Origin of the sequence: Chelativorans sp. Marseille-P2723 (assembly GCF_902809845.1) — a bacterium.
In the GTDB taxonomy this organism is placed as follows: Bacteria; Pseudomonadota; Alphaproteobacteria; order Rhizobiales; family Rhizobiaceae; genus Chelativorans.
Map to the genome: position 1 here is coordinate 61,088 of NZ_CADDWI010000007.1, position 17,440 is coordinate 78,527.

Genomic DNA, 17,440 nt, shown 5'->3' on the forward strand with positions numbered 1-17,440 from the left:
TTCATACCCTAGAGAAATAATCCTGCTTGCAACCATGGCTCTCCCCCGGATGTGCCCAAAGCGGACCTGCAATAGCCGCCTCATGATCAATCGTCCCAGATTATCTTCGCGATACCGTTTTTCTCGGTCAGTATGCATAACTGTCAAGAAACGGCGTTACCCTCTCATTAAGTCCCGAGCCATGATTTGGTGTTGCGGCATGATCCAGATGGCCGAACTTTTATCATCGCATGAGCGCCGCACCCTGGTAATGCTCGTTACGCTGGCGTCCGACGCCAAGCGTAGGTGGCATACGAGCGGCTCAGGCTGCCCTTTTTCTTGACCTGCCAATAATGACGTTGCGCAGCAGGGCCAGGACGATCAGGACGGGCCCGGTAGCGGCTGCCATCCAGTACCCGGGCTTCAAAGCGCCGATAAACCGGGTGTTGCTACCTGTAATCGGATTGAAGACCAGCGAAGTCCCTATAAATTGAACGCCACCGGCGCCCGATCTGATCTGCGCGATGATGAAGGCAGTCACGACGGCGATCAGGTAAGATAGGCCTACAAAACCGATCAGAAGCTGTGCCAGGGAAATCCTGAACCGGCCGAGACTGACGGTTTTAGTGACGAAAATGCTGACCGCCAGCGCCAGCATGCATACCCCCAGATAGGTCCACATGAAGGGCTCGAAGAACCCTGGCATCGAATAGAGTGCCCTATTGGCGTAAGTTCTGACTTCGCTTACCAGCTCAACGCCCCACGGACGCAGTACCATGTGGTCCCTGCCGGGAAGGTCACTTATCTGGGCGCCCCACCACGGGCTGAACCAGGAAGCCAGCATGAGCCCGGCGCCCGCAAGTACCAAAACTCCGTAGAGCCAGAACCTGAGACTTCGACGCTCTGACACCTGTTCCGCATTCATGAAATCCTCCTTTGGCCGGGCAAGCCTTACTGCAATCGAATACTTCGCTGCCTGAAGGCACTTCTTCAGGTTACGGCTGAAAGTTACAACCCACCATCGAAGAGGGCTGGCGTTACCATGCTGCTAGTTCTACATAGGCAAGACCCACAATGTTGCCATCGCACAAAATCGATATGCCGCTTAACGGCATATCAGACGTAGTAGGATGCCGGGTCGATAATGGGCTCAAGGCGAAGCCCGGCCCTGATGGTTGTATGGTCCCGCACTTCAATCGTCTGGCTGGAGGCCACGTATTTGGTTCCAGAAACGAGGAGCTTATAGGTTCCTTTCACGACTTTAAGCTTCGCCACTCCATCCTCGTCTGCCAAGGCCCTGTAAGGATGCATCACGACGCGGGCTCCCTTTATCGGCGCCCGGTTTTCAGCGTCGACTACCTTTACGGTCACCTCACAGTCGGGTGCTTCCATGACCTTAACCGGGAAGTCAACTGCGCCTTGAGCATGGGGTGCTTCCGCGATGGAAGCGGGAATTTCGATCTTCCACTTGTAGTCACCGGGAACAGACGGAGCCTTGGCTTCAATCTCTGCGTAGTAGAGGGCGCTGGTCCCCGGCCAGACCTCGCCACCCAGCGTGCGCGCCGCGACCTGTTTACCCTCCCCGTCAAAGACACCTACCTCCTTGCCGGCAAGGTTGCAGCCCGACGAGCATTTGACGCCCACCTTGAAGGTGAAGGGTTCCCCAGCGTCGATCGCGCTCGGCAGATTCCAGACATTCAGCCTCGTCGAGTGAGCCTTCACGATGAATGAAAACGTGGTGGATATCGGCTCACATGCGTCGTCTTGAATGATGAGGGCGCGCCAGACTTGCTCGCCCATGGTCAAGGGCGCAGTGAGGGTCACATTTCCTGTCGAATGAATGTCGTCCTCGATTTGCGTCAACTCGGCGGTGGCGACCTCTTCATCGTCGCTGTCCCGTATGGAAACGACAATCCCGGTATCCGCCAGTTCCGGAGGCAGGACCACCTGGCATGTAAAGGTGAACTCGCTTCCGGCATCCACTTCGTCGGGCACCTCGACTGACCAGGTGCCGTAATCAGTGCTCTCGTGTTCCGCAATCATGGTTTCCGCAATACCCGCAATGTTCTCGTTAGGCGGCTAAAGCCCTAAACTTCCGGTGGGTTTAGCCACCGGAAGTTTCTGTGCGATCGCTGATTGCTCAAGCTTCCTCGGTCAAAGCGGTGCCAGCGATAAATCCAGTCATGTGAGCCCTTCCGAGACCATGCTGGTTACCGCTACCGGTAGCCTCGCCTCCGGCATAAAGACCCGGGATCACCTGTCCTTCGAAGTCGAGCACCTGGGACCTGCCATTGGTGCGCAACCCGCCATAGGAATCATGCCAGACCACCATGATCGATGCGGCATAGAAGGGCGGCGTGTTGATTGCGTGCATAGGTGCATCTTCACCCCGTCCGAATTCCTCGTCCCTGCCGGCGGCCACGGCATCGTTCCACTTTTCGACCGTTTCCACCAGATATTGCAGCGGAACTCGCTGGAACTCGTGTCCCTCCTCAATAAGACCGACCAGTTCCTCAATGGTATCGGCGGTAAAGAAGTAGCCGTTGTCAGGTGAGGTGAAGGGCGGATTGATGTTCCATCCGTCGCGTTCCACTGCGGCGCTGTCGAAGATTGCCCATAGAGGCCCGGAATAATACTCAGGCGCGGTGGAGCCTTCATTCATCGCCAGCGCGGCATCAACGCCATCGTACCGGCTGTACATTTGGCGGACCCATTGAGGTTCGCAATTGCGCCAATCAAGCGGAACGTGTTCGACGCCGGATCTGGGTGTGCCAGCCGCGGGGCCACTAGGATACCAGGAGAACGGCACCACGCGCGTCAGATTGATCTCATTGAAGAATCTTTTCCCCACCTGGTTCACAGCGATCAGATGCTCGAAGGAGTTGGCTCCGAAAAGGGCGATTCCAGTCGATTTCCTGAAGGGAAATGTCGGATGTCCGGGAAGCTCGCCGCTATAGGCATCCCGTGTCGCTAGCCGGGCGGGTATATGGTAGGTAATGGGTATACCAAGATTCTGCTGCATTCCGGACAAGGTACCGCCGACCTTCATTCCGGCGATGATTCCACTCGCATCCTGACCTCGAGGTCCAAGTACGGCCCAGGTACTCGCCGGAAAGGCAGGTTCTCTCATCGCTGGATAGAACATGCTGCGGAACTGCGGATTGCCGGAGTGCCCACCCGTCGCGATCATCACGCCTCTACGTGCACGGATGGTAACGGTTTCGCGCGTTTCATCGATATTGCCGTCGCTCCACAAGCTTTCAAGGCGCTCGCCCGTGTCCGGATCATTGCGGGGGGAATAACTAGCACGGATACCAAGGATTCTGCCTGCGAACGGCTCCTCCCGGATAAGCTCGTCCATATGCCGGTTGAGCATAAATTGGACGCCCTTTTCCCGGGCGCTGAACTCCAGAGGTCTGGCAAGGCATGCGCCATTGCCCACAGTATCCGGTCCGGCCACATCGCTGGTATCACCCATGGCAATTGGAGCGAAATGACTGGCCCGCTCGTTCAGCGTGCCGGCATCCTCGCGGGTGATTGTCCCTGCCTTGATGTCGGTTACGTCGCCAAGCTTGAGGAAAGGACCGGCCTGCCGGGCCCGCGATATTCCTGAGTTCGGGTTCGAGCCGCGGATTCGGGCAAATCGAACGTAATTATCCATCAGAAACTGCCTGGTTGCAGGTGCATTTTCTGCCATGGCGCGCTGGATCTCACGCTCATTGTACCGATAAGGTGCCTGGGCTCCAGCATCCAGTATCGACCAATCCGTCCATTCGGTAAAAAGGCGGTCTACATCGTCAGTAAGTTCTTCGGCGGTGTGTATGGGAGGAACCGTAATATATCCCTCGGGGTCGCTTTCTCCCGCTATGTCCCGTTGTTGCAGCGGATCATTGCCGCCCAGAGAAACCTGTCCCCCGCTATGCAGCATCTTACCGCCAACGTCGAAGTTCTGGTCGACGACCATCACGTCAAGTCCGGCATCCCGCGCCCGGATGGCGCATACAAGACCAGAAGCTCCTCCACCACAGACCACAACGTCGACTTCATAGTCCCACTGTTGTTGTTGCTGTTGCCCTTCTTGCTCTTGCGCCGATGCCGGCACGGACAGAGCTGCTACACCTAAACCAGCGGCTGCGCCCGCCTTGAAGACCTCGCGCCGGCTTATGGCCTTCTGGTCCTGAAGCTTTGCTTCACGCTTGTCGATGTCGGTTTTTTTGGCCATGACTCTCCTCCTGTTACCAACGCCTCGCTCATAGGCGTAGGGCTATTCGCCTGCGACTTGGGACAACCGCAAGCTGGAAAAATTTCGCGTAACGTAAGGAAAGCTAACGCCGGCTAATAGTCGAGAATTTGCTTTCCCGCCTTAAGAAGGTGGCGCACCCTCTAGTGGGTGTCAATAGGAGCGATCACACAATGAACGATCGGCGCCTGAACCGCCCGTAGCGCAAGGGAATAAAGCGCTTACAAAATGTTTCCGCCAGAATGGGCGAAGCACGGAACCGAGATGATCCGGATGCCATTATCCTCTTGATGAGGAGGTCGGCATGGCGAAATTTTCAGTGGGCGATCATGTAAGCTGGAACTCCGAGGCGGGCAGGGTAAGCGGAAGGATCATCAAGGTCCATTACAAGGATTTTGACTACAAGGGGCATCGCCGCCGCGCGTCGCGAGGCGATCCGCAATATGAGATCAAGAGCGACAAGACCGATCACATCGCTGCGCACAAGGAAGGCGCGTTGACGAAAATCGAGTAATGGTGGCGCAGTTCACTACGATCGGACACTCCAACCGCAGCCTTGGGGAATTTCTCGGCCTGCTGCGCGACGCGCGGGTCAACCTGGTGGTCGACGTCCGGTCTTTTCCAAGGTCGCGCACGAACCCCGCATTCAACATAGATACGCTACCGCATGAGCTTGAGCGGGTGCAGATTGGCTATTGCCATTGTCCTGCTCTGGGTGGGCGGCGGCCGCGTCAATCGCAAGTTGACGAAAAGATCAATTCCTTGTGGCGTGAGCCAAGCTTTCACAACTATGCTGACTATGCCCTCGGCGATGACTTTGCCGCCGCTTTCGATGAATTGCTCCACCTCGGCAGTCGAGGGCGTTTGGCGCTAATGTGTGCAGAGGCGGTCTGGTGGCGCTGCCACCGCCGGATCATTACGGATTACTTGCTTCTTAGCGGTCACCCTGTCGATCATCTGATGGCGCCCGGAAAGATCGACGCCGCCGAGCCAACGCCCGGCGCCCGCATGAACAGCGCGGGGAAGGTGACCTACCCCGGAGCGGATCAAGCTGGCTCAATCTCGTAGCGGCAGTACTTCCAGTATCTGCGAGGCGGGGAAGGCGGCCCTTTGTGAGCCAGATACTTGCGATGGACCTTTGCAAGAAGATGGACCGTTGCAAGAAGAAGCATCTGGTTTGCTGCATTTGATCATCGTCTCGCTCAATGATCTTGATGTTGGATGAGCTGGCAGCCATCGGCCAGAAGCAGTTGGCCAAGACGAGATTTCCCGGCCGCACAGCGCCTCCTTTACAATGGCTGACCCTGCTTTATCTCAATAGGTCTTGCGACCCACGGAGACGACGCATGACGTATTCTGATCTCGCCGGAAAAGTAGTGCTGATAACTGGTGGAGCTAACGGCCTTGGCGCGGCCGTCGCGAAGGCCTTCCTGTCCGAAGGCTCCAAAGTCGCGATCGTCGATATTTCTGCAGACTCACTGGAGAAACGAGCGGCGGATCTCGGAGCTGGGCCCGATCGATTGCTGACCATTGTCGCGGATGTATCCAAGGAGGACGACGTCAAGCGGTACGTGGAGGAAACCGCCGCGCATTTCGGTACAATCGACGTGTTCTTCAACAATGCCGGAATTGAAGGGGAGGTGGCGCAGATCATTGAGCAGAAGACCGAGGATTTCGACCGCGTCATGGCCATCAATGTGCGCGGTAGTTGGCTTGGGCTGAAATATGTTCTGCCGGTGATGTATGCAAAGAGATCCGGCAGCGTCATCAATACTTCCTCCATTGGCGGCCTCGTCGCCGGGCCGATGCCGGTATCACCTTACGTGACGTCGAAGTTTGCAATTCACGGCATGACGCGCATTGTGGCGAATGAAGCGGCGCCCTACCAGGTGCGGGTCAATTCAATTCATCCTTCTCCAGCCAACACCCAGATGATGCGGTCTCTTGAGAGCGGTTCCGGTGCCTCGCAGGAGGAAATCGCCCGCTCTATTCCGCTGGGCCGGTATGCCGAGGGCGAAGACGTAGCCAATATGGTGCTCTTCCTGGCGAGCGAGAAATCCAGCTTTGTTACCGGGTCCCAGTTCCGCATCGATGGCGGTATGCTAAGCTGAGGATTGCTGAACTAAGGCGCGATTGAGCGACGTTGTTTCCCACGGGGGTCATCAAGTTGCCGCCGGATGTTCAGATTGGATCTCGTCCATTCTGAAAGACATCGCTGCTTGTTCAACTCACTGGCCCCAGGAACCTGAAGCCGCCAATTGTTTCTTCCGAGTAAATGCGGAAGACAGCGACAGTTGGTCGCAAATAGTTTTCACAATATTGTAATGAGTGGGCTTAAGTACTGCAGCCTCCGCTACCATATGGTGGTCACAAGCGGCATGCAGGGCAATATCCACTTCATGGTGGTAGAGCGCCTGCGGCAAAGTTCAAACATCCCCTGTCGCGTCGAATGCGATCAACCTGTATCTTGAAAGAGGATTATGCTCGATACTTCCAAACGTCCTGTGGGTGACGTTCCCCTGATGAACCTTGGGCGCGATCAATGCCGTTTTCCGGTTCAGGAAGACCCGTCGGCAACGGGCGGCTATCGTTTCTGTGCAGCGCGAACCGCTGCGGATCGAGTCTACTGCGATCACCATCACGAGATTGTCACGGCCACGGAACCCCGTAGAGAACGCTCGACCTTTATCCCGCGCCGCTCGCGCTAGGCGTCTCCAGCACACACACAGCGGTACCGTGCAGCCTCCTGCGCGCTGCCTGCAACATCCGTCTGGAGAGTCTCTGAAATTCAATTCACATGGTCGGGCACGGCCGTCCAGAGACTCGACACGTCCGCCGGGTTTCCGAGCCTTCCGCGGTGCGACGGCGCCTCGTCCGATGGTGGGGCGAGGCGCTCCGACGCTCGCGCCGGCCCTTTCCCCACAATCCCGGAGAAGAAGGTCGGCATACCTTCGCCTTGTTGTTCGCGGGAGCAGACAGACGATCAGAACGGATCATAATTTATCCGGCTAATGATAGACGCGAAGAGGCGCGAAGAGGAGTACGTCAAAAAACATGCCCTGGGCTGTCGAACATGCAGCCCGGAGCGGTTCAGGTCTTGGCCGGCAACATATGGCGTGGCCTCTTTCAAAAGATTTTCGCGACGGATCGGTTTTGGTGGTCGAGCGGCGAGACCTGCTGGACGGTGGCGGTGCCCGGTTCGGCACTGCCGTGTCGTCGGAGGTGCAATCCTAGCCTCGCCTGATCGCATCACTGCCTATTTCAGGAAATCGAACTCTTTCAAGCGCTGATTCATTGATAAATAGAGCTGGCTGGGGAACCTGGATTCGAACCAGGACTGACGGAGTCAGAGTCCGCTGTTCTACCGTTAAACTATTCCCCATCAGGAGATGCAAAGCCCCTCAGGGCGATGCGGGCCAAGCTATTGAACCTTGCTTACTTAATAGTCAAGCCCATCGGGCTTTTCAAATCGCTCTTGAGGAGAGTTTTCCGCATCGGTCGCTCTTGGTCATTTTGCCCTTCGCTGCTAATGTTGCGTTAACAGTGGATATTGAGCGTCTGCGTCGCTTTGAAGTTGTGCGCGGCGCGAAAGGGATTGCGGTGGACGACCAGGAGGAAGCTGACGGCCCACCGGTCGCGGTGTTCGTACGCGATTACGTCCCGTCCAGGGGCGGTGCGGTGGAAAAGGGTTCCGAGAGTCTGGCTTCATCTTCGCAGGGCGAAGGTGAAGGGCAAAGGCGGCGCAAGCGCTGCAGAAGGCGCCGCCGAGGCGTCTACGTCCGCGACCGCGAGGCGGCTTCTCAAGAAGGGCCAGCATTGCGGCCCGAACAGAGCAGCAAGCCAGCGGCAGCCCCGCCACCAACCCGAAAGCTGATTTTCACCCCCAGTTTCCGTTCTTGCCAGGAGACGGAAGCCCTTTATGCCGCCCTCGATCTGGGCACCAATAATTGCCGGCTTCTGGTAGCGACGCCAAGCCGGCCAGGGCGATTCCGCGTTGTCGATGCCTTCTCCCGCATCGTGCGGCTGGGCGAGGGGCTTGCCGCCAGTGGCCGGCTGGGCGAAGCGGCGATGGACCGCGCAGTGGATGCACTTGCCGTCTGTGCGCGCAAACTCGATGGCCGCAGTGTGCGCCGGCTGCGCATGATCGCGACGGAAGCCTGCCGATCGGCGGAGAATGGCGCACATTTCATGGAGCGTGTCCGCAGGGAGACGGGGCTTACGCTGGAGATCATCGACCGCCACACGGAAGCGCGGCTGGCCGTTTCCGGCTGCAGCTCCCTGGTCGAACGGAATACGGAAGGGCTCGTCCTTTTTGACATAGGAGGGGGCTCTTCGGAAATCGCGCTGATAGATTTGTCGAAGCGTAGCACCCCGCGGCTTGCTGACCACATTGTCGCCTGGACATCCCTGCCGACCGGCGTGGTTTCGCTTGCGGAGAAGTTCGGCGGGCATGTCGTCACGCAGGAGATCTTCGAGGAGATGGTCAGCGAGGTGACCGACATGCTTTCCCGGTTCGAGGGCGCGGAACGTCTTTCCCACCTTGCCGGCAGCGGCCGATTTCACCTGCTGGGAACTTCAGGTACGGTGACAACGCTGGCGGGCGTGCATCTGGGATTGCGGCGCTACGACCGGCGGCGTGTCGACGGGCTTTGGATGGACCGCCAGAGCATCGACCGGATGATCGAAACAATTCTTGGCTGGAGCTTCGACGAACGCAAGGCCAATCCCTGCATCGGCACAGAACGGGCAGATCTCGTGCTTGCCGGTTGCGCAATACTGGAGGCGATCCGCCGTCAATGGCCCGCCGAGCGGTTGCGCGTCGCAGACCGTGGCCTGCGTGAGGGCATGCTCAACGAAATGATGGCGCGCGATGGCGTCTGGCGCCGCCGCAGGCGCATCGGAGCTCAGGCTGCATGAAGAAACCGGACAAGGCCGGAACCGCGCCCCGGGCATTAAAGACGCGGGTGAAGAAGAAGCGCGGGCTTAAGAGTTCCTCCCGCCGGTGGCTGGAGCGGCACCTGAACGATCCTTATGTGCGCCGCGCCACTGCCGAAGGCATGCGCTCACGCGCCGCATACAAGCTGGCGGAAATAGACGATCGCCACCGCATTCTTGCCCCGGGCATGAAGGTGATCGACCTTGGGGCGGCGCCGGGCGGATGGTCTCAGGTGGCGGCGAGCCGCGTGCGGTCCGACCCGGCGCGGCCGAGCGTCGTGGCCATCGACTATCTGGAGGTGGATCCCATCCCCGGGGTGGAGATCCTGCAGATGGATTTTCTTGACGAGGAGGCGCCGGCCAAGCTGATTGAGACGCTGGAAGGCGCGCCAGATATTGTACTTTCCGACATGGCTGCTCCAACCACGGGGCACCGGCGGACGGATCATCTGCGTACCATGCATTTATGCGAGGTGGCCGCAGATTTCGCCATTTCCGTATTGCGGCCCGGCGGCCATTTTCTGGCCAAGACCTTCCAGGGAGGGGCAGAGGGCGATCTTCTGGCGCGGTTGAAGCGCAGCTTCCGGTCTGTCCAACATGTCAAGCCTCCCGCATCCAGGGACGAATCGGTCGAACTCTACCTTCTTGCCAAGGACTTCAAGGGGACGGAGGATCAGGATGCACGGGAGCGCTGATCGGCCGCCTCCAGGTTCCTGCGCCGGTGGCCGGAGACATTGCTTCCGGTATCATTCGGCAATGTCAGGAAAAACAGGGAAGAAAGCGCCGACAGCACCGCCACGATAACGAAGGCGTGGCCGAAATCGTCAAGGCCGAGCGAAGCGCCGCTTAGGCGCGTTGCCGCCTCTAATATACCGCCGCCGACTGCCACGCCAATGGCTATGCTGATCTGCTGGCTTGCCGCGGAAATAGCCGTTGCCTGGCTCGCTTCATGGTCGCCGATCTCTGCAAAGACGAGGGCATTGGCTGAGGTGAAGAAGAGCGAGCGGAAAAAGCCGTTTGCCACCAGAACTCCGATGATGAGTGCATAGGGCGTCGTAGGATTAACCAGGGCGATGGACGCGAACATGGCGCTAGCCATGAGCGCAGCAAAGATCAGTACGAAGCGAAAGCCGGCTGCGCGCAAGGCCGCCGTGGCGATGAACTTCATCGCTATCGCGCCAAAAGCCGAAACAAAGGTGAAAAGACCGGACTGGAACGGCGTCATCCCGAAGCCGAGCTGAAACATAAGGGGAAGCAGGAACGGTATCGCTCCCGCACCGATACGGAAAGCCGAGGCGCCGAGAATCGCGGACCGGAAGGCGCGGTTGGCGAAAAGCCGAAAATCGAGCAGAGGGCGTTGCGTGTTGCGGGCGTGCCGCAAATAAAGCCCCGCAGCAATCAGGCCGCCGGCCACTGTTGCGGCGCCGACAGCAGGAGGCAGCGCAGGGAGGCTGATAACGGACGTGCCGAAAACAACCCCTGAAGCGGCAAGCGCTGCCAGCAGGAAACCCGTTACATCCAGCCGGGCTCCTGCTTCCGCCTCAAAATGAGGCAGGACCCAACCGGAAATGACGATGCCGGCAATCCCAATCGGCACGTTGATGAGAAAAATCCAGTGCCACGAAAAATAGGTTGTAATGAACCCGCCCACCGGAGGACCGACGACGGGGCCGATGAGTGCGGGAACGGTTAGCCATGCCATGGCTGTGATAAGCTCGCTACGCGGTGTGGCTCGCACGAGCACGAGCCGGGCGATCGGCGTCATCATCGCCCCGCCCATACCTTGCACAAAGCGGGCCGCGATGAAGGCGGGAAGCGAATTGGAAAGGGCGCACGCGATAGACCCAAGAACGAACACGCCGATAGCCATCCGGAAGACGCGCTTGGCGCCAAAGCGGTCCGCCATGAAGCCGCTGATCGGGATGAAGATGGCCAACGCTACAAGATAGGTGGTGAGCGCAAGTTTCAGCGATACCGGACTTGTGCGTAGGTCCTCGGCAATGGCCGGGAGTGATGTTGCGATGATCGTCGAGTCCATGTGCTCCATGAACATCGCGACGGCAAGAATCAACGGAACGGACCTTTTCAAGACGCAGTCTCTGATGCTTGCGCCGCATTTCGGAGCAGTTGCGGCGGATCGATAGAACTGCGATTGCCATTACCACAGTTAAGGGGTTCTTCCTTCATGGACTTCGTTCAGCGGGCGGCACAGCCAGGGGAACAGAATCACGTTGCTGCGGTTGCGCATTCCATTAACGGAAAGATGCGCGCATGAGCTTGCCGATCTACGATGGTGCTGCCCGAACCTCATCCTTCCGGTGGGCTGGCTACGTTCTTGGCTTTGCCATTGGAGGCTTCTTCGACGGGATCCTCCTCCACCAGATCTTGCAGTGGCACCATCTTCTTTCGGGCCTTGAAGGCGGCCGGTTCGGCGATCTGCGTTTTCAAATCATGGCCGATGGCGCATTCCATCTTGTGATGTATGTGGCGCTCATGCTGGGGCTCCTGCTTCTATGGCGCTCGCGAGCCAATTTTGTCCAGCCCGCGGCAGACCGCGCGCTCGCCGCCAACGCGCTCATCGGCTTCGGCTTCTGGCATATTCTGGACGGGATCGTCTCGCATTGGGTCCTCGGCATCCACCGCATCCGAATGGATACCGACATTCCACTCCTGTGGGATCTCGTTTGGTTTGTCCTGTTCGGAGTGGCCTTTGTTATTGCAGGATATTTGATGCGGCGAAGCGGCGGTGGCGGGCGAAGGGGAGGGCGGCTTGCGGCGGCAATGACGATCCTTGCGCTGGCGGGTGGTCTCCTGGCTCTGCTGCCGCCTGGCGGAAACGCGACGACAATCATTGTCTTCCGTCCCGGGATTTCTCCAGGAGCAGCATGGTCGGCTTTGGCGAGCGTAGAAGGGGAGCTGATCTGGTCAGACACGAATGACGGGGTCTGGGCCGTTTCGCTTCCCGAGGATGCGTCTCGGCTGGAATTATACAGGCGCGGTGCGTTGCTGGTCAGCGGATCAGCGATCACGGTTGGCTGTGCTGACTGGGTGGACATTTCGTGGCTGAAAACGCCAGAAAAGCGTGCCGCCGGTGCTTTTCAACAGACGGTCGACGTGGTACGAGCCAGCGGCAATCCTGAAAGGGAATCATTTCCGAACAGCCCTCTCTCCCTTGAGAGCAGGGCATCATCCATTTCCAAGGGTTGGCCATGGCAAGAATAATTGAAACCGCTACCGGCGCCGAGGCGCTGACCTTCGATGACGTGCTCATTCAACCGGGGCATTCGGAGGTCATGCCAGGCCAGACGGATACCCGCACGCAGATTGCAGGCGATATCGAGCTCAACATCCCCATCATATCCGCCGCGATGGATACGGTGACCGAAGCGAAGCTGGCGATCGCAATGGCTCAGGCGGGAGGGCTCGGCGTCATCCACCGCAACCTTTCGCCCGCCGAGCAGGCGGAGGAGGTCCGGCAGGTCAAGAAGTTCGAGTCGGGCATGGTGGTTAATCCCATAACCATCGGCCCGGACGCGACACTTGCCGACGCACACACATTGATGGACGCGCACCGGATCTCCGGCATCCCAGTGGTGGAGAACGGCGGGCTAGGCGGCCACACCCGCGGCCGTCTCATTGGCATCCTTACAAACCGGGACGTGCGCTTTGCCTCCAACCCGGCGCAGCCGGTGCGGGAATTGATGACTCATGAAAGACTCATCACGGTCAAGGAGGGCGTGGACCAGGAAGAGGCAAAGCGCCTTCTGCACCAGAACCGGATCGAAAAGCTGCTGGTGGTGGACGATGACGGTAACTGTGTCGGACTTATCACCGTCAAGGACATCGAGAAATCGCAGCTCAACCCGAACGCTAGCAAGGACGCGCATGGCCGGCTGCGCGTCGCGGCGGCGACAAGCGTCGGCGAGGATGGCCTGGAGCGGGCGGAAAGGTTGATCGATGCAGGTGTGGACCTGCTGGTGATAGATACGGCTCACGGCCACTCTCAGCGCGTTCTCGATGCCGTGCAGCGCGCAAAGAAGCTGTCGAACGCGGTGCGGATTATGGCGGGTAACGTCGCCACAGCAGACGGCACCAAGGCATTGATCGATGCAGGTGCGGATGCGGTGAAGGTGGGCATCGGGCCGGGCTCAATTTGCACCACGCGTGTGGTTGCAGGCGTGGGCATGCCGCAGCTCACCGCCATCATGTCCGCCGTCGAAGTGGCGCGGGATGCAGGCATTGGCGTGATCGCCGATGGAGGCATCAAGATCTCTGGCGATCTTGCCAAGGCGCTGGCCGCCGGGGCCAACGCAGCGATGATCGGCTCGTTGCTTGCCGGTACGGATGAAAGCCCCGGCGAGGTGTTTCTCTATCAGGGCCGCTCTTTCAAGGCTTACCGCGGGATGGGCTCTATTGGCGCGATGGCACGCGGATCGGCAGACCGCTATTTTCAGGCCGAGGTCCGCGACACGCTGAAACTGGTACCGGAGGGTGTTGAAGGGCAGGTGCCTTACAAGGGTCCCGTTGCCGGCGTTCTCCACCAGTTGACCGGGGGCCTGCGCGCAGCGATGGGCTATGTCGGCGCCCGCGATCTGCCCGAGCTGCGGGAGAAGGCCGTTTTCGTGCGGATATCCGGGGCAGGCCTTCGGGAGAGCCATCCGCATGACGTGACGATCACTCGGGAAAGCCCGAATTATCCCGGCGTGGGCTGAGACAGAGAGACCGGTATTCACTATTCAGCAGTTTTTAATGCCCCGGGTTCATGACTCGGGGCTTTTCTTTCGGCACAGTGAAGCTTGTCTAGGCAGCCCGACCAGCGTAGCAGGGGCCAAGACGGGCAACCGAAGGATAAGACATGCGGCTTGGCGGCAGGCTGGCGGCAGCCATCGAGATTCTTGAGGATATTGAGAGGCGGCATCGCCCTGCGGCGGACGCGTTGCGCGAGTGGGGGCTTGCACACCGCTTTGCGGGGGCCGGCGATCGTGCCGCGATCGGCAATCTGGTCTTTGACGGGCTGCGTCGCAGGCGCTCGGCGGCCTGGCTCTTTGATCAAGACACACCGCGCGCGCTCGTCTTTGGCGCATTTCTGCTGGAACGGGGTATTCTGCCGGAAGCCGTCAACAACGCGCTCGCTGATGATCGTTTCGCGCCGCCGCTCCTGGAAGAGGCCGAAATAGCGATGGCAGGAGAGCGTATTCGGCAGACGCCGCCCGACAGTGTCCGGGCAAACATACCAGAATGGAGCATGCCGCTGATGCAGCGATCCTTTAGCTCAGCATGGGTGGAAGAGGGGGCAGCGCTTGCCGAAAGGCCACCGCTCGACATGCGGTCGAACACGCTCAAGGCATCGCGGGAAAAGGTGCTTGCCAGGCTCTCGAATCTTGGTGCAATCCCTACAAGGCTGGCCCATGATGGCCTGCGCATACCGCCTGTCACCGGCGATGGAAGGCATCCTAACGTGCAGGCGGAGCAAGCCTTTGGCGACGGCTGGTTCGAGGTGCAGGACGAAGGATCCCAAGTGGTGGCCACGCTTGCCGGCGCGGCTCCCGGCAAGCAGGTTCTCGACTTCTGCGCGGGCGCCGGCGGCAAGACGCTCGCTATGTCGGCTGCGATGGGCAATCGCGGCCAGATATATGCCTACGATGCCGACAGGCAGCGCCTTGCGCCGATCTTTGACCGGCTGAAGCGCGCCTCATGCCGCAACGTGCAGGTTATTTCCGACCCGGCTCAGCTCGCGCCCCTCGAAACACAGATGGACATCGTTCTGGTCGATGCGCCGTGCACTGGCTCGGGCACCTGGAGGCGCAGGCCGGATGCGAAATGGCGCCTCTCGCCGTCGCAGCTCGACATGCGCAGGCAGGAGCAGATGCTCATCCTCGATGCAGCGAGCCGCTACGTGAAGCCGGGAGGCTGGCTTGCCTATGTCACCTGTTCCATCTTTACGGAGGAGAACGCGGAGGCAATCTCCGCGTTCCTGAAACGCTCGCCTGCCTTCCGGTTGCTTGACCACGAGGCGATATGGCGCCGCCATTTCCCTGCCGAGCAGACTCGGCCAACTATTACCGAGGGTATCACCCTGACGCCTGCAACAACCGGCACGGACGGCTTCTACTTCGCTGCCGTGGAACGCATCACCGCGTAGGGACACTCCGTTGTACGACCGGGCTACTGCGCATCACCCTCGTAGGTGATCCGGAATATCGTGCCGTTTGCGTCGTCGCTGACAAGAAGGGCGCCGTCAGGGGTTACCGCGATACCGGTTGGACGGCCCCAGACGGTATCCTCGTCGATGACGAAGCCGGTCATGAAGTCTTCATAGACCCCGGTGGGCTTGCCATCTTCCATCAGGGCGCGGATGACCTTATAGCCTGTCCGGTACTCCCGGTTCCAGGAGCCGCGCATCGTGGCAAAGATATCTCCTCGATACTCCTCCGGAAATGCGTCCGCATCGTAGAAGACGAGTTGCATGGTGGACGAATGCGCCTGCAGAAGTACGTCCGGCGTGATGACGTCCTCGCCAAGGTCAGGACGTTCCCCGGCATGGGCAGGATCTTCATTGCCGCCCGCATAGTACCAGGGCCAGCCATAGAAGCCGCCTTCCTCGACCGTCGTCAGGAAATCGGGCGCGAGATCCGGGCCGATATGGTCGCGTTCATTGCCGGTGCACCATAAGTTGCCGGTATCGGGCTGCACTGCCATGCCCGAGCAATTTCGCAGGCCGGTCGCATAGTTTTCGATATTGTCGCCCTCCGGGTCGAACACGCGCACGACGGCGCGATTTTCCTCCTCGTCCCAGGCGGCACCGCGGCCATGGGTTTCCTCATGCGCTCTGATCTCTTCTTCCGTCTTCTCCGACATTCCGCCAGCGACATTCGAGGCGGAACCGATGGAGACGAAGAGGCGATCTCCATCCTGAGACACCGCCAGATCACGGGTCCAGTGGCGCTCTGTAGGAATATCGGAAACGATGATTTCTGCCTCACCGCTCGCAGTTCGGTCGCCTTCACTATAGGGGAAGCGGACGACCTGGCTTGCTTCACCCACATAGATATATTCGGGCTCGTCCGGCGGGTAGAAGGCGATGCCGAAGGGACGGTCCAGACCTTCAACAAAGGCCTCCGGCTCTGCCGGCAGGTCTTCGGCCGAGTCCGCGGCGAAGACGGCGATGCGGCCAGCCTCACTTTCGGAAACGAAGATGTCGCCATTGGGCGCGATCCGGATGACGCGGGGCTGGGTCAGGCCGGTGGCGAACACCTCCACCGCAAAACCTTCCGGCACCTCCGGCGCAGCGCCCTCGGGCGCGTCGACCAGATTTGGCGCATTCTCGAAATCCGGCGCTTCGGGATCGTTTTCATGGTGGCTGGGCGGCGGGAGATCCTGCGGTGTAATGTGTCGGCGCATGCCGACAGCATCGTCTTCAGCGCTCCCGAAGGCAGCTTCGCCGGTCAAGACCTCCTGAGCTCCTGCCGGCACGGTGGCGATCACAAGTGCCAACGGCACGCTCGCCAAAATGGTCGATGCTCGCATGATTCTCTCCCTGGGATGGAATGCAGCGCTCGAACCGCGTCATGCGCCGAAGGTTCCGCGTAATGCGAGAGCTGCACGGTCATGTTACCGCGTGCATCCGCATCAGACCGTTCACTCGGGAAGCTCCTCAGAACAGTTCGCCGCGCTACCTATCGGGAATAATCGCAAGTGGAGGGGGGTGCTCAGTAGCCTTTTCTTGGCAGGACAACATCTCTTCTCAAGGTGGCTGCCAATAACTGTCGGGAGGACGATATGTACAAGCACATCCTAATTGCGACGGACGGCTCAGAATTGGCCGACAAAGGTCTGGAGCATGGCCTGAAGCTTGCCAGCGCGCTCGGCGCACAGGTGTCTGTTCTTACAGTATCTCCACCGCTCTCGCATAACGTAGTGCAGGCGGCCCGCATTGCGGGCATTGAGGACCCGATCTCCCGCTACGATCAGCAGATTGCCGACGAAATGAAGGAGCAGTTTGCGAGTATCGAAAAGAAGGCTGCGGCGCACGGGCTCAAGATCAATCTCATTCATGAGATCGACGACTTTCCCGCGGAAGCGATAGTGAGATTTGCCAAGCTGAAAGGTTGCGACCTGATCGTGATGTCGTCGCATGGCCGCAGAGGCGCTCGCCGATTGATCCTCGGCAGCCAGACGGCAGAAGTTGTGACGACGACCACCATACCAGTGCTGGTGGTCCGTTAGGCATCTGCGATTTCACGAGCCGGCCAGGCAGGACAACGCAGGACGCGCCAGGTGACGCGG

14 protein-coding genes and 1 tRNA gene are annotated in these 17,440 nt (G+C 59.4%); 9 read left to right on the plus strand and 6 right to left on the minus strand.

The annotated features are described in order from the left end of the window. Positions 1-301: 301 nt before the first annotated feature. From HUS57_RS00350 to HUS57_RS00360, 3 genes are all read right to left on the minus strand, one after another. On the minus strand, positions 302-904 hold the full coding sequence (locus HUS57_RS00350; RefSeq protein ID WP_173930951.1) for a hypothetical protein: 603 nt from the start codon (positions 902-904) through the stop codon (positions 302-304). 191 nt (positions 905-1,095) lie between these two features. Further along, positions 1,096-2,022, minus strand: a complete 927-nt coding sequence (locus HUS57_RS00355; RefSeq protein WP_173930952.1) for a hypothetical protein — start codon at positions 2,020-2,022, stop codon at positions 1,096-1,098. Positions 2,023-2,119: 97 nt separating this feature from the next. Beyond that, complete coding sequence (locus tag HUS57_RS00360) at positions 2,120-4,201, minus strand: FAD-dependent oxidoreductase (RefSeq protein ID WP_173930953.1); 2,082 nt, start codon at positions 4,199-4,201, stop codon at positions 2,120-2,122. Between the two features lie 322 nt (positions 4,202-4,523). Here HUS57_RS00360 and HUS57_RS00365 point away from each other — a divergent pair, with 322 nt between their 5' ends. The 3 genes from HUS57_RS00365 (at position 4,524) to HUS57_RS00375 (ending at position 6,330) form a co-directional block, all read left to right on the plus strand. Then, positions 4,524-4,733 carry a DUF2945 domain-containing protein gene (locus HUS57_RS00365; RefSeq protein WP_173930954.1) on the plus strand — a complete coding sequence of 70 codons (210 nt, stop codon included), beginning with the start codon at positions 4,524-4,526 and terminating at the stop codon, positions 4,731-4,733. Then, the gene (locus tag HUS57_RS00370; RefSeq protein WP_173930955.1) at positions 4,733-5,287 is read left to right on the plus strand and encodes a DUF488 domain-containing protein; all 555 of its coding nucleotides are present in this window, start codon (positions 4,733-4,735) and stop codon (positions 5,285-5,287) included. The genes HUS57_RS00365 and HUS57_RS00370 overlap by 1 nt, the downstream gene beginning before the upstream one ends. 278 nt (positions 5,288-5,565) lie before the next feature. Next, complete coding sequence (locus HUS57_RS00375; RefSeq protein ID WP_173930956.1) at positions 5,566-6,330, plus strand: SDR family NAD(P)-dependent oxidoreductase; 765 nt, start codon at positions 5,566-5,568, stop codon at positions 6,328-6,330. A gap of 1,197 nt (positions 6,331-7,527) precedes the next feature. Here HUS57_RS00375 and HUS57_RS00380 read toward each other — a convergent pair. Then, positions 7,528-7,601 (minus strand) — tRNA-Gln (locus HUS57_RS00380). Positions 7,602-7,897: 296 nt separating this feature from the next. Between HUS57_RS00380 and HUS57_RS00385 the strand changes: the two genes are divergently transcribed. Together HUS57_RS00385 and HUS57_RS00390 are read left to right on the plus strand one after the other, a co-directional pair. Next, entirely contained in the window at positions 7,898-9,136 is a 1,239-nt protein-coding gene (locus HUS57_RS00385) for a Ppx/GppA phosphatase family protein (protein ID WP_246727693.1), read from the plus strand. Then, positions 9,133-9,849 (plus strand): RlmE family RNA methyltransferase, encoded by a 717-nt coding sequence (locus tag HUS57_RS00390; RefSeq protein ID WP_173930957.1) that lies wholly within the window; start codon positions 9,133-9,135, stop codon positions 9,847-9,849. The genes HUS57_RS00385 and HUS57_RS00390 overlap by 4 nt, the downstream gene beginning before the upstream one ends. Here the strand turns inward: HUS57_RS00390 and HUS57_RS00395 are convergent. Beyond that, entirely contained in the window at positions 9,828-11,243 is a 1,416-nt protein-coding gene (locus tag HUS57_RS00395; RefSeq protein WP_173930958.1) for an MFS transporter, read from the minus strand. The two genes, HUS57_RS00390 and HUS57_RS00395, sit on opposite strands and share 22 nt — an antisense overlap. Before the next feature lie 182 nt (positions 11,244-11,425). Between HUS57_RS00395 and HUS57_RS00400 the strand changes: the two genes are divergently transcribed. From HUS57_RS00400 to HUS57_RS00410, 3 genes are all read left to right on the plus strand, one after another. Further along, the gene (locus tag HUS57_RS00400; protein ID WP_173930959.1) at positions 11,426-12,376 is read left to right on the plus strand and encodes a DUF2243 domain-containing protein; all 951 of its coding nucleotides are present in this window, start codon (positions 11,426-11,428) and stop codon (positions 12,374-12,376) included. Further along, a complete protein-coding gene (guaB, locus tag HUS57_RS00405) occupies positions 12,364-13,866 on the plus strand; it encodes an IMP dehydrogenase (RefSeq protein ID WP_173930960.1) in 1,503 nt (500 codons plus the stop codon). The genes HUS57_RS00400 and guaB overlap by 13 nt, the downstream gene beginning before the upstream one ends. Positions 13,867-14,009: 143 nt before the next feature. Further along, positions 14,010-15,296 carry an RsmB/NOP family class I SAM-dependent RNA methyltransferase gene (locus tag HUS57_RS00410; protein WP_173930961.1) on the plus strand — a complete coding sequence of 429 codons (1,287 nt, stop codon included), beginning with the start codon at positions 14,010-14,012 and terminating at the stop codon, positions 15,294-15,296. Between the two features lie 23 nt (positions 15,297-15,319). Here the strand turns inward: HUS57_RS00410 and HUS57_RS00415 are convergent, their stop codons facing one another. Further along, positions 15,320-16,681 (minus strand): PQQ-dependent sugar dehydrogenase, encoded by a 1,362-nt coding sequence (locus tag HUS57_RS00415; protein WP_173930962.1) that lies wholly within the window; start codon positions 16,679-16,681, stop codon positions 15,320-15,322. A 252-nt stretch (positions 16,682-16,933) separates the two neighbouring features. Between HUS57_RS00415 and HUS57_RS00420 the strand changes: the two genes are divergently transcribed. Continuing rightward, a complete protein-coding gene (locus HUS57_RS00420) occupies positions 16,934-17,380 on the plus strand; it encodes a universal stress protein (RefSeq protein ID WP_173930963.1) in 447 nt (148 codons plus the stop codon). The last annotated feature ends 60 nt before the right edge of the window (positions 17,381-17,440 follow it).

Excerpts from the sequence above, each read along its gene's own strand:
- HUS57_RS00350 (WP_173930951.1), bottom strand. The coding sequence starts at position 904 with ATGAATGCGGAACAGGTGTCAGAGCGTCGAAGTCTCAGGTTCTGGCTC.
- HUS57_RS00355 (WP_173930952.1), bottom strand. The coding sequence starts at position 2,022 with ATGATTGCGGAACACGAGAGCACTGATTACGGCACCTGGTCAGTCGAG.
- HUS57_RS00360 (WP_173930953.1), bottom strand. The coding sequence starts at position 4,201 with ATGGCCAAAAAAACCGACATCGACAAGCGTGAAGCAAAGCTTCAGGAC.
- HUS57_RS00365 (WP_173930954.1), top strand. The coding sequence starts at position 4,524 with ATGGCGAAATTTTCAGTGGGCGATCATGTAAGCTGGAACTCCGAGGCG.
- HUS57_RS00370 (WP_173930955.1), top strand. The coding sequence starts at position 4,733 with ATGGTGGCGCAGTTCACTACGATCGGACACTCCAACCGCAGCCTTGGG.
- HUS57_RS00375 (WP_173930956.1), top strand. The coding sequence starts at position 5,566 with ATGACGTATTCTGATCTCGCCGGAAAAGTAGTGCTGATAACTGGTGGA.
- HUS57_RS00390 (WP_173930957.1), top strand. The coding sequence starts at position 9,133 with ATGAAGAAACCGGACAAGGCCGGAACCGCGCCCCGGGCATTAAAGACG.
- HUS57_RS00400 (WP_173930959.1), top strand. The coding sequence starts at position 11,426 with ATGAGCTTGCCGATCTACGATGGTGCTGCCCGAACCTCATCCTTCCGG.
- guaB (WP_173930960.1), top strand. The coding sequence starts at position 12,364 with ATGGCAAGAATAATTGAAACCGCTACCGGCGCCGAGGCGCTGACCTTC.
- HUS57_RS00410 (WP_173930961.1), top strand. The coding sequence starts at position 14,010 with ATGCGGCTTGGCGGCAGGCTGGCGGCAGCCATCGAGATTCTTGAGGAT.
- HUS57_RS00415 (WP_173930962.1), bottom strand. The coding sequence starts at position 16,681 with ATGCGAGCATCGACCATTTTGGCGAGCGTGCCGTTGGCACTTGTGATC.
- HUS57_RS00420 (WP_173930963.1), top strand. The coding sequence starts at position 16,934 with ATGTACAAGCACATCCTAATTGCGACGGACGGCTCAGAATTGGCCGAC.